This window comes from Blastococcus sp. SYSU DS0541 (assembly GCF_054050875.1).
Genome location: NZ_JBJHAD010000021.1, coordinates 23,931 through 37,739 on the forward strand (window position 1 = coordinate 23,931; position 13,809 = coordinate 37,739).

Below are 13,809 nucleotides of genomic sequence, written 5' to 3' on the forward strand. Positions count from 1 at the left end.
GGGCCGCGCTGCCTCCGGCGCCGGCCTGCACGTACCGGCCGGCGAGCCGATCACTCCGCGGCCAGGGCCGCGGCAGCAGCTGCCGTCCCGGTTGACAGCAGCGCGAGGCGCACCCTGTGGAGCGCGTGCCACCTGTCGCGCAGGGCCACCCAGTCGTCGGGCACCCGCTGTTCGGCGACCGAGCCGTCCCAGGTGCTCAGCCGACGGTTCACCGGCTGGATCCCGCCGGCCCACACACCGAAGGCGGCCACGTCCGCGGCGAGCGCCACGGCGCCGGGCAGCCGTCTCCCGGGCTCCCGGCGCGCGAACCAGGACGCGAGGGCCAGCGCTGCCATCGCCGAGACCTCCGGCACCCCGGCGCCCACCCGGTAGGGCCCGAGGACGCGGGTGTGGAAGTGCATCAGCCGCTCAGCGGGCAGCTCCCGCTTCCCCGGCTCCTGCAGGGCGTGACCGTAGCTGAGCCCGGCCTCCACGGCCGTGGCGGTCAGGCCGGCGAGCAGTGCGACACGCAGCTTCCTCATGGAGTACCTCCGATCCGGGTCGTCACGGTGCCGGTGGGCTGCGACACCACCGGCCGCCTTCCATGGTGACGAGCCCAGCGGGCACGGGCGCAACCCGGTCAGGGGGCAGGAACCGACCGCGGCTGCCGGTGGTGTCGCCGGCCAGGAGGGACGCGCCCCGGGCCGTAGCCGCGAAGCGCGCCGCGGCGTAGCGTCCGCACCCTCAGGCGGATGCTCACCCGGCGGCCATCACCCGCTACGCGATGCGCATCCCGGTCACGGGGGGATCGTGTCGTGGGACTTGCACGCCGGAGCGCGCTGACGGCCGTGGGGGTCGTCGCCCTGCTCACCTCCTCGGCCGTCGTGACGCTGGCCGCCGGGTCGGCCGCCGACGACTGCCCGGACGTGGTGGTCGTGGGCGCGCGCGGCTCGACCGACCCGATCACCACCACCAACCGCGGCATGGGCGCGAACGTCGACTACTTCGCCGACTCCCTCGAGCGGGAGCTGACCGCACGGTACGGCGGCACGCTGGTGGTGCAGAGCCTGGCCGTCGCCCACTCCCCCACCTCCGTCGGCGTGCTCACCCCGTCGCGGACCGAACTGACCGCCCTCGCGGACCCGGCCCGGCGGGACGCGGCGATGCAGCGCTACCGGACCGGCAACCTCGGCTCCTACACCCGCAGCGTCGACCAGGGCGTGACCTCCGCCGTCGAGCAGATGTCCGCCCTGCACGCCCGCTGCGCCGACGCCGCCTTCGTCCTCGCCGGCTACTCCCAGGGCGCCATGGCGGTGCACGGGACGCTGACCCGGCTCGCGGACACCGGCCGGGGGGACGTGCTCGCGCGGGTCTCCGCGGCCGTGCTGGTCGCCGACGGGGACCGGGTGGGCCAGACGGCCGCCACGCGACGCGGCACCGCGCCGGCGACCGCGCAGGGGGTGCGCACCGCGCTCGAGCCGGTCGGGCGCGACGTCGCGGCGACGCCCCCGGTGCTCGACCTCTGCCTCGCCCGCGACATCGCCTGCGACTTCGACGCGGCCCGCCTCCTCCACGGGGGCGTCAGCCCGTCCCTGTCGGCGCTGAAGGAGGCGTCGAAGATCCACACCGGCACCGGCTACCGCCCGCTGCTCCTGCAGGCGGCGCGGGACATCGCAACCGCGATCGTCCCCGCGCCCACCCCCACGCCGACGACGTCGTCGCCCGCGCCGACCACCACGGCTCCCACCACCACTGCCCCGAGCACCACCACGACACCCACCACGACGACGACACCGACGACCACGGCCCCGACCACCACCACGGCGACCACGACCACGGCACCCACGACCACGGCACCCACGAACACGACGCCCCCGCCGACCGGCTCCGACGCCCTGGCCGCCTTCCGCGCCGCCCGCGCCGACAGCGCCGCCGGACGCGGCACGCTGGACGTCGTCGTCGTCGGCGACTCGGTCACCGAGGGGCGCGACGTCGGCATGGGGAACCGGTGGGTCGACGTGCTGCTGCGCCTGCTCCGGGACCGCCACCAGCCGGCCGACGTACCCGGCGGCGAGGGCTACGTGCCCGCCTACTACGCCGCCGGCGGCATGGCCGACCGCTTCACCTTCTCCGGCAGCGCCACGCTGGGCTCCCAGTACGGCTTCGGCATGCGCGCCAACCACATGCCTTCCGGCGCCGGCAACTCGATGACCACCACCTTCACCGGTACGTCGTTCGAGCTGCACTACGCCGCGAGCCTCAACACCGGCACGATCACCGTCTCCGTCGACGGCGGCCCCGGCATCCCGGTGGCGACCAACGGCGGGGGCTGGACCCCGGCCGACGGGGGCAGCTGGACTTCCCCGCCGCTCCCCCGCGGCACGCACACCGTCACCCTCACCAACACCAGCGGACGCACCGTCCTGGTGGAGGGCATCAGCGTGTACGACGGCGACGAGGCGGCCGGCGTCCGCCTCTGGGAGGCGGGCCACTCCGGCTGGCAGGCCGAGGACTACGCCAACCGCCCCACGGCGCCGCAGCACGGTCAGGCCGTCGCGGCCGCCGCGCCGCACCTGGTCGTGGTTGCGCTCGGCTACAACGACGTGGTCGCCGGGTTCACGGCCGCCCAGTTCCGGGAGTACCTCACCGCGACCGTCGCGCACCTCCTCGGCCCGGACGTCGGCCCCGACCCGTCGGTCGTGGTCGTCGGCTACCCGCGGCGCACCGACGTCACGGCCGCCGCGTGGCAGGCCTACCTCGACGCCATGGCCGGCGTCGCGGCCGAGCAGGGCTACGCCTTCGCCGACCTCTCCACGATCCCGAACTTCGGGATGTCCGGCGACGGGGTCCACCCGACCGCGACCGGCCACGCGCAGCTCGCCGAGGCGCTCGACCGCTTCCTGGCCGCCGGCTGAGGCGCGCCGGCCTCAGGTCCGCATCGAGCCGGCGTCCTCCGGCGGGCGGCCGGTGACCAGCCCCACGGTGGTCTCGGCCAGGCCGTAGACCGTCAGCGCCACCGCGATGAGCGCGGCCGGTGGCACGACCACCGGCGCCGCGACCAGCGAGATGGCCAGCACCCCGGGCGCGCTGCGCCACCACCCCCTCCCCCGGACCGGGTGCCCGAAGGTTCCCCACCGCACGGCGCACCACATCAGCCAGCGGCGCAGCACCGGCACCCCGCTCTCCCGCAGCACCCGCCGGAAGATGCCGTCGGCCTCACGCGGGCTCACCGCCCCGCTGGCGATACCCGCGGTGACCAGCCAGTCGTGCAGGATCGCCGCGGCGGTGCAGCGCCCGAAGCGCGGCACCAGCCAGACCACGACGCGGGGCACCGTCGGAAGTCGGTGGGGGCGGCCGGCACGACGAACCGGTCGCGGTCGCCCCGGAACACCAGCGGCTCGACCACCGACCAGCGGACGTCGTCCAGGCGGCGGACGACGACGTCGTCGGACTGGAACGGCACGGGCGGATCGTGCCAACCCAGCCGCCGGGCGCGCTCAGATCCTCCGGCGCACCGCCCGCTCCGCCGCGGCGCGGATCCGGCCGGCGTTCGCCGACAGCACCCGGTCGAGCACGCGGTTGACCGGGGCCATCTCGCCCAGCCGGGCCAGCCCCGACCAGCGGGGGACGGCGATCGTCCGCCCCCGGTCCGAGACCAGGCACTCGGCCACCCGGTCGGCGACCCGGTCCGGCGAGATGCCGCGGGACAGCCGCCCGCGCGCGTCGCCGTCCGACTCAGGGGCGTGGCCGTGGCCGCGTGCCAGCCACTCGGTCTGGACGAAGAAGGGGTTCACCGTGTGCACGCGGATCCCCCGGGTGGTCACCTCCCGCCGCAGCCCCGTCACGAACCCGTGCACCCCGGCCTTGGTCGCCGAGTAGACGGTCAGCGGCGGCACCTGCGACCAGGCGGCCACCGAGGACACCGTGACGACGTCGGCCCGTCCCCGCTCGGCGGCCGACCGCAGGAGGTGCGGCAGCGCCAGCCGGGTCAGGTCGACGACAGCGGTCAGGTTGGTGGCGACGATGCCCTCCACCACCTCGCCCGGCGTGTCCTCCACCAGGCCCGCCCAGCCGAGCCCGGCGTTGTTGACGACGGCGTCGAGGCGGCCGTGCTCGGCCAGCACCCGGTCCACCAGGGCGGCGCGGTCGGCGGCATCGGCGACGTCGGCCTCCGCGGTGGTGACCCCGGGCAGGCCCGCCACCGCCTCCCGCAGCCGTTCGCCGTCGCGGGCGCAGGTCACCACGCGGGCGCCGTCCCCGGCGAGCCGGGCGACCGTGGAGCGGCCGATGCCGGCGCTCCCGCCGGTGACGAGGACGACGCGGTCGGACAGCGATGTCATGGGCGCCTCCTACCCCCGGGCGACATCACACCCACCGGTGCATCGTTTCCCGGGCCGCTGGGCATGCTGCTGATCATGCGCCTGCCCGAACCCCGCGGCCCGCTCACCGACGCCCTCGCCCGCGACCTGGCCACCCGCCCCGCCCTGTCGGCGGCGACGCGGGAGTGCGCCGAGCGCCTCGCCGTCGACCCCGCCGGCGCGCTCGTCGACGACGACCTGCAGCTCGCGCTCGCCGTCTGCTACGAGCTGCACTACCGCGGCTTCGACGAGGTCTCCGAGGACTGGGAGTGGGACCCGGAGCTGCTCCGCCTGCGGGCCGGGCTGGAGCGGCGCCACCTCGCCGCTCTGCAGGAGCTCGTCGGCGACGTCCCCGACACCGGGGACCCGATCGACCGGCAGCTGACCACCCTCATCGCGGCGGACGACAGCCCCTCGCTCTCGGCCTACATGGCCAAGCACGGCACGCTGGAGCAGTGGCGGGAGTACCTCGTCCTCCGATCGGTCTACCACCTCAAGGAGGCCGACCCGCACACCTTCGCCGTCCCCCGCCTCTCCGGCCGCACGAAGGCCGCCATGGTCGAGATCCAGGCCGACGAGTACGGCGGCGGGTCGGCCGAGCGCATGCACAGCGAGCTGTTCGCCGGGCTCATGCGCGACCTGGACCTCGACGCCGGCTACGGGGCGCTCTGGGACGACGCCCCCGCGGTGGCGTTCGCCTCGGTCAACACGATGTCGCTGTTCGGGCTGCACCGCCGCTGGCGGGGCGCGGCGCTGGGGCACCTGGCCACGGTGGAGATGACCTCCTCCGAGCCGAGCCGCCGGTACTCGGCCGGGCTTCGCCGGCTCGGCTTCGACGGGCGGACCACCGTCTTCTACGACGAGCACGTGGAGGCCGACGCGGTGCACGAGCAGATCGCGTCGGTGGACATGTGCGGCTCGCTGGTGGCCACCGAGCCGGAGCTGGTGCCCGACGTGCTCTTCGGGGCGGCCAGCTCGCTGGCCATGGACGGCCTGGCGGCGACCCACCTGCTGGGCGCCTGGGAGGCCGGCCGCACCGGGCTGCACCGGCGCCCGGCCCTCGCGGCCTGAGGGGGCGCGCCGTCAGCCGGCCGGCACGGCCTCGTCGCGCTCGGCGGCGGCGGTGCGGTTGCGGGTGATCAGCCACCCGAACGCCGCGGCGACGGGGAACATCAGCACCCCGTAGACCGCGGCGGGCACGGCCAGCTCGACGCTGTCCAGCACGCTGATGGCGACCGCGATGGCCAGCGTGCTGTTGTGGATCCCGATCTCGAAGGAGCTGGCGATCGCCTGCCTCCGCCGCACGCCGAGCAGCCGCGGCACCGTGAACCCGATGGCCAGGCTGCAGAGGCAGAAGACCAGCGCCGGCAGGCCGACGTCGCGCAGGTAGCCCCCGATGTTCTCCCGCTCGGCCAGCATGGTGCCGACGATGACCAGCGCCAGGACCACCGCCGAGAGGATGCGCACCGGCTTGTCGGAGCGGTCGGCGAAGCCCGGGGCCGACCGGCGCACCAGCATGCCGAGGGCAACGGGGACGAGCACGATCGCGAAGACCTGCAGCGTCTTGCCGAACTGCAGCCCCAGGCTGCCGGCGTCGGCCGGGTCGAACCACGCGATCGCCAGGTTGGTGACCACCGGCAGGGTGACGACGGCGATGACCGAGTTGAGCGCCGTGAGGCTGATGTTGAGCGCCACGTCCCCCCGGTAGAGGTGGCTGAACAGGTTCGCCGTGGTGCCACCGGGCGAGGCGGCGAGCAGCAGCATGCCGACCGCCAGCAGCGGGGGCAGGTCGAACAGCAGCACCAGCCCGAAGCAGAGCACCGGCAGCGCGAGCAGCTGGAGGGCCAGGGCGATCACGACCGCCTTGGGCTGCCGGGCGATGCGGGCGAAGTCGTCGGTGGTGAGCGAGAGCCCCAGGCCGAACATGACGACGGCGAGCGCCAGCGGCAGCGCGACGGCGGTGAGCGCGGAATCCATGGGTCCTCCGATCGGGCACCGGCCGGGGAGCCCGCCGGCGAGACGTCCCGCGCATCCTGTGCGATCGGGGTCACGGAAGGCAACCGACCCGCCCGGAGGCTGGTCAGTCCTCCCGACGCGCCTCGCGGAGGAGCTGGGCGGGCCGTGGCCGGCTCGGCGCGCTGGGCGCGGAGAACCCGGAGCGCTTGTGCGAGCCGTCGCAGAAGGGCTTGATGCCCGACTTGCCGCACCGGCACAGCGCGATGGTCTCGCGCCCGGGGTCGATCTCGGCGCCGTCCTGGTCCTGCAGCCGGAAGTTGCCGCGCACGATCAGCGGCCCGTCCCGGTAGGGCGTGATCGTGGCGCCCTCCGCGCGTTCCTCGCCGGGACCGAGGGCTGCGGTGGGGTCCTCGGACGGCTCGGGCTCGGCCGTTGGTGATGGTGACACGCACCCCAGCATGCCCCGCCGCCACTCGGGCGCGACCCGGCGGTCACCCATCGGTGGTCAGCCGCCGTCCGGGAAGGTCAGCGAGCCGACCATGCGGTCCAGCACCTCGACGTTGCGCGGGTAGTCGAACCGCGGGAGCCCCACCGTGTCGGCGACGAGGGTGCGCGGTTCGCCGCCCTGGCTCCCGAGGTCGACGACGTAGCTGGTGATCGGGACCCCTTCGGGCCAGAGCCCCTCGCCCGCCGTGACCTTCTCGATCCGCACGGCCGGCCGGTCGTCGACCGTGACCTCCTCCCGGCTCAGCTCCTCCCCGGCCCCGGTGGAGGCCACCTGGTCGAACGGGATGCCCTCCACCCGCAGGCTCACCGGGGCCACCCGGGCGTCCGAGGCCGGCGGCAGGGTGAACGACTCGGGGGCGAAGCGGGAGCAGGCCGGCACCTGCGTCCCCGGGTTCACCGACCACTCCTCCGGATAGGAGATCGCGAAGCCGACCGGGCTCTCGCAGCGCTCGGCGAGGGCGACCGGCTCCGCGGGCTCCTCGTCGAGCAGGTCGATGACGATCCGTTGCGGCGAGCTCAGGGGCGCGACGGCGAACGGGCGCCGCGCGTCCAGACCGGCGAAGAACGTGTACCGGCCCTCGAACACCGTGTCCCCGACCAGCGTGTCGAGCACCGTCGCGTCGGGGACCGACTGCCGCTCGGGCCCCTCCCACGCCTCCGCGTCCGAGGGCGCGTCGCCCGGGAGCGCGATGTTGGTCAGCGTGATGCCGAGGACGGCGTCCCCGGGCACCTCGACCTCCGCTCCCGACCCCTGCGACCGCGGATCACCGGTGTAGGCCACCCGCCAGCCGGCCTCTCCCTCGCCCGCCAGCTCGAAGACGATGCGGTCGAACCCGTCGTGGGTGCCCAGCCGCACGTCGGTCACGGTGACGGGCGGCCCGTCGCCCGTGGCGATGGACGCGTCGGTGTCCCCCTCCCCGACGGGCTCCTGCTCCGCCGAGGTGTCCTCGGGCGGGGGCGAGGTGGTGGTGGGCGACGCGGTCGGGGCCGCATCGGTCGGCGGCTCCTCGTCGGTCCCGCAGGCGGCGGTGAGGAGCACGGCCGCGCAGACCCCGGCGGGGAGGAGGCGCATGGCTGGTCCTGACTGGAGTCGGGCAGGGAGTCCCTGACCCCATTGCCAGATCCTTCGGGCGCGAACCATCGAACGGGCGACGCCACCGGATCGTCATGCGGGTCCGGCGGCACCGCCCGGGGCCGGCTGCCCGTAGAAGACCTGCTCGACGACCGTGCGCGCGTGCCGGGTGGTGCGGCGGTAGTCGTCGAGGAACTGGCCGGGTTCGTCGTCGGGGCCGTACCCGCAGGCACGGGCGACCCCGCCGAGCTCGAGGCCCGGCCGCGGCAGCTGGTCGCTGGGGCGGCCGCGCACGAGGAAGATCGCGTTGCGCGCCCGGGTGGCCAGCTCCCACGCCGCGCTCAGTGCCTCCGCCTGCTCCTCCGGCAGCAGCCCCTCCGCCGCGAGCGCGGCCAGCGCCTCGACGGTGGAGGCCACCCGGAGCGCCGGCACCCGGGCGGCGTGCTGGAGCTGGAGCAGCTGGACGGTCCACTCGACGTCGGCCAGCCCGCCGCGGCCGAGCTTGGTGTGGGTGGCGGGGTCGGCGCCGCGTGGCAGCCGCTCCCGCTCCACCCGCGCCTTGATCCGGCGGATCTCGGCGACCTGCTCGGCGGTGAGCCCCTCCGACGGATATCGCACCGGGTCGACCAGGGCGACGAACTCCGCGCCCAGCGCCTCGTCGCCGGCCACGGGCACGGCACGCAGCAGCGCCTGCACCTCCCACACCGACACCCAGCGCTCGTAGTACTCGCGGAAGGCCGGGAGGCTGCGCACCAGCGCGCCCTGCCGCCCCTCGGGCCGCAGGTCGGCGTCGACCTCGAAGGCCGGGTCGGGTGCCGGTTCGGACAGCAGCCGCCGCAGCGTGTGGGCGACGGCGTTCGCGGCGGCCGTGGCCTTCGCCTCGTCCGAGCCCGGCCGCGGCCGGTGGACGAACAGGACGTCCGCGTCGGAACCGAAGCCCAGCTCACCGCCGCCCAGCCGCCCCATGCCGATGACGGCGAGGTCCATGGGCAGGTCGGCGACGTCGACGCGGGCCTCCTGGGCGTGCGCCCGCAGGGCGGCGTCGAGCCCGGCCTGCAGCGTGGCGGCGGCGACGTCGGTGAGCGCCCGGCCCACCCGGTGCACGTCCAGCCGGCCCAGCAGGCTCGCGGCCGCGATGCGCAGCAGCTCCTGGCGGCGCAGCCCGCGGATGACCCGCACCCCCGCCTGCGGGTCGGGGGCCCGGCGGGCCGCCTGCCGCCACGCCTTGGCCAGGGTGGCCGCCGACCGCGGCTCCAGCTCCGCGTCGTCGGCGAGCAGGCGCAGCGCCTCCGGCGTGCGGGTGAGCAGCGAGGCGACGTACTGGCTGGAGCCCAGCAGCTGGGCCAGCCGCTCGGCGACCTGCCCCTCGTCGCGCAGCAGGCGGAGGAACCACTGGTTCCCGCCCAGCGCCTCGCTCACCTGCCGGTAGGCCAGCAGCCCGGCGTCCGGGTCGGGGCAGGAGGCGAAGGTCTGCAGCAGCACCGGCAGCAGGTACTTCTGCATCGAAGCCGACCGGGAGACCCCGCCGGTCAGGGCCGCCAGGTGGCGGAGCGCCCCCTCCGGGTCGGCGAAGCCCAGGGCCCGCAGCCAGTCACCGGCCGCCTTCGACCCCAGGTGCAGGTGCTCGCCCGGGACGCGGGCCACCGCCGACAGCAGCGGCCGGTAGAAGAGCTTCTCGTGCAGCCGGCGCACCTCGCGGGTGTGCAGCGCGAGCTCCGCCCGCAGCACGTCGACGGCGTCGCCGCGGTGGTCGGGCTTGTACCCCAGCGAGCGGGCCAGCCAGCGCAGCTGCTGCTCGTCGGTGGGCAGCAGGTGGGTCCGGCGCAACCGGAGGAGCTGCAGCCGGTGCTCGACGGTGCGCAGGAAGCGGTAGGACGCGATCAGCGTCGCGGCGTCCTCGCGGCCGACGTAGCCGCCGGCCGACAGCGCCAGCAGCGCCGGCAGCGTGCCGCCGACCCGCAGGGTGGCGTCGGCGCGGCCGTGCACCAGCTGCAGCAGCTGGACGGCGAACTCGACGTCGCGCAGCCCCCCGCGGCCGAGCTTCAGCTCCCGCTCGGCCTGGGCGGGCGGGATGTTGGCCTCCACCCGGCGGCGCATCGCCTGCACCTGGCCGACGAACCCGGGCCGGTCGCCGGCCTTCCAGACCAGCGGCCACAGCGCGTCGACGTAGCCGCGCCCCAGGTGCGGGTCGCCGGCGACCGGGCGCATCTTCAGCAGCGCCTGGAACTCCCAGGTGTCGGCCCACTGCTCGTAGTAGGCCGCGTGCCCCGCCACGGTGCGCACCAGCGCGCCCGCCTTCCCCTCGGGGCGCAGCGCCGCGTCGACCTCCCAGGCCGCCTCCCGGCAGATGCGCATGAGGGAGGCCGCGACCCGCGTGGCGCCGGCGAGCGCCTGCGGCTCGGGGGCACCGGGGTCGACCGGCTCCGCCACGAACACCACGTCGACGTCGCTGACGTAGTTCAGCTCCCGCCCGCCGGTCTTGCCCAGGGCGATGACCGCCAGCCGGCAGGCGGCCGTGTCCCGCGGCTGCTCGGCGACGGCGAGCGCCAGCCCGGCGGTGAGCACGGCGGCGGCGATGTCGGCCAGCTCCGCGGCGGCGTCCTCGGCCGGCACGCCGTCGGCCAGGTCGCGCCCGGCCAGCGAGAGGATCGCCCGGCGGTAGGCGTGCCGCAGCGCCGCGATCCGCGAGGGTCCGGCGTCGGGGGCGGCGGAGCCCAGCCGGACGCCCCACGGCGGGTCGTCGGGGTCGGCGCCGACCGCGGCCAGCATCTGCTGCTCCAGCCCGTGCGGGGTGGGCCGGCTGGGGCCGTTGGCGTCGTCGAGCACCTCCCAGTCCAGCGGGTAGGCGGCGAGGTGGTCGGCCAGCCCGGAGCTCGCGCCCAGGACGGCGAGCAGGCGGCCGCGCAGGTGGCCGGAGCCGCGCAGCCGGGCCAGCAGCGTGGCGGCCGCGCCCCCGGTGTCGTCCTCGGCGTCCAGCGCCTCGACCAGCCGGTGGAGCGAGCGGACGGCGAGGTCGGGGTCGCCCGCGCGGGCCAGCGCCGCGACGACCGGCCCCGCCTCCGGGTCGGCCGGCTCGTTGCGGTCGAGATCCCAGAGCCCGAGCGCCGGGTCCGACAGCAGCCGCGCCGCGCGTTCGCCCTCCTCGAAGCCGAACCGGACGAGGCGGACCACCGCTCGCCGCGGGACCTCCGCCTGCGGCACGCTCACGCGCCCACCTGCGCCCGGGAGCGGACCAGGTCGGCGAAGCGCCCGGCGAACGGGCGCCACGCCTCGGCGACGTCGTCGTGCGCCGCGGCGGCCCGGGCGCACAGCGTCTCGACGTCGAGCGGGCTGGCCGCCACGCCGACCGGGTCGCTCGCGGCCCAGGCCCTCACCATCTCCGGCGTCGTCTCGATGTGGAACTGCAGCCCGTAGACGGCGGTGCCGACCCGGTAGGCCTGGTGCGGGTAGTGCGGGTTGCCGGCGAGCAGGGTCGCTCCCGCAGGCAGCTCGGAGATCTCGTCGTGGTGCCACTGGATGACGTCCGGCGAGAGCGGCAGCGGGCGGAACACGGGGTCGGCGTCGGCGGCGTCCCGCTTGGCGACCAGCGTCGCGCCGACCTCGGGCCCGTCCACGCCGACCCGGGTCCGGCCGCCGCCGACCTGGGCCAGCAGCTGGGCGCCCAGGCAGACGGCGAGCGTGGGCAGGTCGGCGGCGAGCGCCTGCCGGAGCAGCTCGCGCACGCCGACGAGCTCGGGGCTGGTCGCCTCGTCGTCCATCGACGACTGCGGCCCGCCCATCACCAGCAGTCCGTCGTAGCCGTCGAGGGTCGGCGGCAGCGGCTGCCCGAGCCCGAGCCGGCGCTCGTCGAGCTCCAGCCCGGCGTCGCGCAGCCACTCCCCCAGCCGAGCCGGCGGATCGGTCTCGCTGGGGACGACGACGAGCAGGTGGGCCACCGTCGCAGCCTAACGAGCGCCTGCGGAGGCAAGCCTGGAACGGCCTCGTCGCAGGGTCCCGTGCCGAGTCCGCTAGTTCGGGGGGCGACGAGGTCCTTCTAGAGCCCGGGGAGGTAGCGCCTCAGCTCGAACGGCGTGACGTTCTGCCGGTAGGAGTTGAACTCCTCCCACTTGTTGCGGAGGAAGAACTGGAACACGTGCTCCCCGAGGGTCTCGGCGACCAGTTCGCTGCCCTGCATCGCGGTCAGCGCCTCGCCGAGGCTCACCGGCAGGTCCTCGTACCCGGCCGCGCGCCGCTCGGTGTCGGTGAGCGACCAGACGTCGTCCTCGGCCTCCGGCGGCAGCTCGTAGCCCTTCTCGATGCCGCGCAGCCCGGCGGCCAGCAGCACCGCGAAGGTGAGGTAGGGGTTGCAGGCGGAGTCCGGCGAGCGGACCTCGACCCGGGCCGACTGGGCCTTGCTCGGCTTGTAGCTCGGCAGGCGGACCAGCGCGGAGCGGTTGGCCCGGCCCCAGGTCGCCGCGGTGGGCGCCTCGGTCCCGGCCAGCAGGCGCCGGTAGGAGTTCACCGTCTGGTTGGTGATGGCGGTGACCTCGCGGGCGTGGGTCAGCAGGCCGGCGATGAACTGCTTGCCGGTCGTGGAGAGCCGCATGGGGTCGGCCGGGTCGTGGAAGGCGTTGCGGTCGCCCTCGAAGAGCGACAGGTGGGTGTGCATCGCCGAGCCCGCCAGCTCGGTGAAGGGCTTGGGCATGAAGGTCGCGTGGACGCCCTGGGCCAGCGCCACCTCCCGGACGACGTGCCGCAGGGTCATGATGTTGTCGGCCATGGAGAGCGCGTCGGCGTAGCGCAGGTCGATCTCCTGCTGGCCCGGCGCGACCTCGTGGTGGCTGAACTCGACCGAGATCCCCATCGCCTCGAGCGCGAACACCGCCTCGCGCCGGAAGTCGTGCGCCACGTTGTGCGTGGAGAGGTCGAAGTAGCCGCCGGTGTCGGCCGGCTGCGGCGGGGTGCCGTCGGTGGGCAGGTCCCGGAGCAGGAAGAACTCGATCTCCGGGTGCGTGTAGAAGGTGAACCCCATGTCCCCGGCCTTGGCGAGCGCCCGGCGCAGCACGTGGCGCGGGTCGGCCCACGACGGCGAGCCGTCGGGCAGGGTGATGTCGCAGAACATCCGGGCGGTGTCGCTGGGCCGGCCCTCGCGCGCCGGCATCACCTGGAAGGTGCCGGGATCGGGCTTGGCCAGCATGTCCGACTCGTAGACCCGGGCGAAGCCCTCGATCGCCGAGCCGTCGAAGCCGATGCCTTCGGCGAACGCCGCCTCGATCTCCGCCGGTGCCACCGCGACGGCCTTGAGGTAGCCGGAGACGTCGGTGAACCACAGCCGCACGAAGCGGATGTCGCGCTCTTCCAGGGTCCGCAGGACGAACTCCTGCTGTCGGTCCATGCCGGCCATGATCCAGTCCGCTCGTTTCGGGAGTGTGACGTCGGCGCAAGCCTGCCCCGTCCGGGCGATCCGCACACCGTCCTGCGCCACGGACGACGACGTGTCGCGGTCGGCGGCGCCCGGTCAGCCGGGCGGGTGCCAGTCAGGGGGGCTGAGCACCGCCGCCATCCGGCTCAGCTCCGCCCGGTGCAGCGAGGCGAGCCGGCCCAGGATCTCCTCGCCCGCCGCGGTGAGCACCACCCGCACCGCGCGCGCGTCGTCGGGGTGCGCTGTCCGCCCGACGAGGTCCTGCTTCTGGGCGCGGTCGACCAGCTCGACCACGCTGTGGTGGCGCAGCTGCAGCCGGTCGGCCAGCTCGCGGACCGTGGCCCAGTCCCGCTCGGGGAACCCCTTGAGCGCCAGGAGCAGCTGGTACTGCTGCGGCGTGAGCCCGTGCCGGCGCACGACCTCCTCGCTGAACCGCAGGTAGCGCCGGATGCCGAACCGGAACCGGGCCAGCGCCTCGAAGTCGGCCTTGCTCAGGGGCGCCGGGTCGCAGTTCTCACCCGTCGCCGTCACCGCGC

12 protein-coding genes are annotated in these 13,809 nt (G+C 75.4%); 2 read left to right on the forward strand and 10 right to left on the reverse strand.

Features of this window, described 5'->3' with window-relative positions; all coding sequences use genetic code 11:
• Window positions 1-50 precede the first annotated feature (50 nt).
• Window positions 51-521, reverse strand: coding sequence for an anthrone oxygenase family protein (locus ACI794_RS18570; protein WP_456603502.1), 471 nt, complete (start codon window positions 519-521; stop codon window positions 51-53).
• Between the two features lie 273 nt (window positions 522-794).
• On the opposite strand from ACI794_RS18570, the gene ACI794_RS18575 reads away from it, so the two are divergent.
• Window positions 795-2,894: a cutinase family protein gene (locus ACI794_RS18575; protein ID WP_456617089.1), complete on the forward strand. Its 2,100-nt coding sequence runs from the start codon at window positions 795-797 to the stop codon at window positions 2,892-2,894.
• A 12-nt stretch (window positions 2,895-2,906) separates the two neighbouring features.
• On the opposite strand, the gene ACI794_RS18580 is transcribed toward ACI794_RS18575, so the two are convergent.
• Together ACI794_RS18580 and ACI794_RS18585 are read right to left on the reverse strand one after the other, a co-directional pair.
• Complete coding sequence (locus tag ACI794_RS18580) at window positions 2,907-3,311, reverse strand: DUF1353 domain-containing protein (protein ID WP_456617090.1); 405 nt, start codon at window positions 3,309-3,311, stop codon at window positions 2,907-2,909.
• 165 nt (window positions 3,312-3,476) lie between these two features.
• Window positions 3,477-4,319, reverse strand: a complete 843-nt coding sequence (locus tag ACI794_RS18585; protein ID WP_456617091.1) for an SDR family NAD(P)-dependent oxidoreductase — start codon at window positions 4,317-4,319, stop codon at window positions 3,477-3,479.
• A gap of 75 nt (window positions 4,320-4,394) precedes the next feature.
• On the opposite strand from ACI794_RS18585, the gene ACI794_RS18590 reads away from it, so the two are divergent.
• A complete protein-coding gene (locus tag ACI794_RS18590) occupies window positions 4,395-5,408 on the forward strand; it encodes an iron-containing redox enzyme family protein (protein WP_456603498.1) in 1,014 nt (337 codons plus the stop codon).
• Between the two features lie 12 nt (window positions 5,409-5,420).
• Here ACI794_RS18590 and ACI794_RS18595 read toward each other — a convergent pair whose 3' ends face one another.
• The 7 genes from ACI794_RS18595 to ACI794_RS18625 form a co-directional block, all read right to left on the reverse strand.
• A complete protein-coding gene (locus tag ACI794_RS18595) occupies window positions 5,421-6,314 on the reverse strand; it encodes a bile acid:sodium symporter family protein (protein ID WP_456603497.1) in 894 nt (297 codons plus the stop codon).
• A gap of 103 nt (window positions 6,315-6,417) precedes the next feature.
• Window positions 6,418-6,741, reverse strand: a complete 324-nt coding sequence (locus ACI794_RS18600) for a CDGSH iron-sulfur domain-containing protein (RefSeq protein ID WP_456603496.1) — start codon at window positions 6,739-6,741, stop codon at window positions 6,418-6,420.
• A 57-nt stretch (window positions 6,742-6,798) separates the two neighbouring features.
• A complete protein-coding gene (locus tag ACI794_RS18605) occupies window positions 6,799-7,872 on the reverse strand; it encodes an AMIN-like domain-containing (lipo)protein (RefSeq protein WP_456603495.1) in 1,074 nt (357 codons plus the stop codon).
• A 93-nt stretch (window positions 7,873-7,965) separates the two neighbouring features.
• A complete protein-coding gene (locus ACI794_RS18610) occupies window positions 7,966-11,079 on the reverse strand; it encodes a bifunctional [glutamine synthetase] adenylyltransferase/[glutamine synthetase]-adenylyl-L-tyrosine phosphorylase (RefSeq protein ID WP_456603494.1) in 3,114 nt (1,037 codons plus the stop codon).
• Window positions 11,076-11,807, reverse strand: coding sequence for a type 1 glutamine amidotransferase (locus ACI794_RS18615; RefSeq protein WP_456603493.1), 732 nt, complete (start codon window positions 11,805-11,807; stop codon window positions 11,076-11,078). The genes ACI794_RS18610 and ACI794_RS18615 overlap by 4 nt, the downstream gene beginning before the upstream one ends.
• 98 nt (window positions 11,808-11,905) lie before the next feature.
• Window positions 11,906-13,246 (reverse strand): type I glutamate--ammonia ligase, encoded by a 1,341-nt coding sequence (gene glnA, locus ACI794_RS18620; RefSeq protein WP_456581864.1) that lies wholly within the window; start codon window positions 13,244-13,246, stop codon window positions 11,906-11,908.
• A 123-nt stretch (window positions 13,247-13,369) separates the two neighbouring features.
• Window positions 13,370-13,804, reverse strand: a complete 435-nt coding sequence (locus ACI794_RS18625; RefSeq protein WP_456603492.1) for a MarR family winged helix-turn-helix transcriptional regulator — start codon at window positions 13,802-13,804, stop codon at window positions 13,370-13,372.
• Window positions 13,805-13,809: the final 5 nt, after the last annotated feature.

Excerpts from the sequence above, each read along its gene's own strand:
- ACI794_RS18570 (WP_456603502.1), bottom strand. The coding sequence starts at position 521 with ATGAGGAAGCTGCGTGTCGCACTGCTCGCCGGCCTGACCGCCACGGCC.
- ACI794_RS18595 (WP_456603497.1), bottom strand. The coding sequence starts at position 6,314 with ATGGATTCCGCGCTCACCGCCGTCGCGCTGCCGCTGGCGCTCGCCGTC.
- glnA (WP_456581864.1), bottom strand. The coding sequence starts at position 13,246 with ATGGACCGACAGCAGGAGTTCGTCCTGCGGACCCTGGAAGAGCGCGAC.
- ACI794_RS18605 (WP_456603495.1), bottom strand. The coding sequence starts at position 7,872 with ATGCGCCTCCTCCCCGCCGGGGTCTGCGCGGCCGTGCTCCTCACCGCC.
- ACI794_RS18590 (WP_456603498.1), top strand. The coding sequence starts at position 4,395 with ATGCGCCTGCCCGAACCCCGCGGCCCGCTCACCGACGCCCTCGCCCGC.
- ACI794_RS18585 (WP_456617091.1), bottom strand. The coding sequence starts at position 4,319 with ATGACATCGCTGTCCGACCGCGTCGTCCTCGTCACCGGCGGGAGCGCC.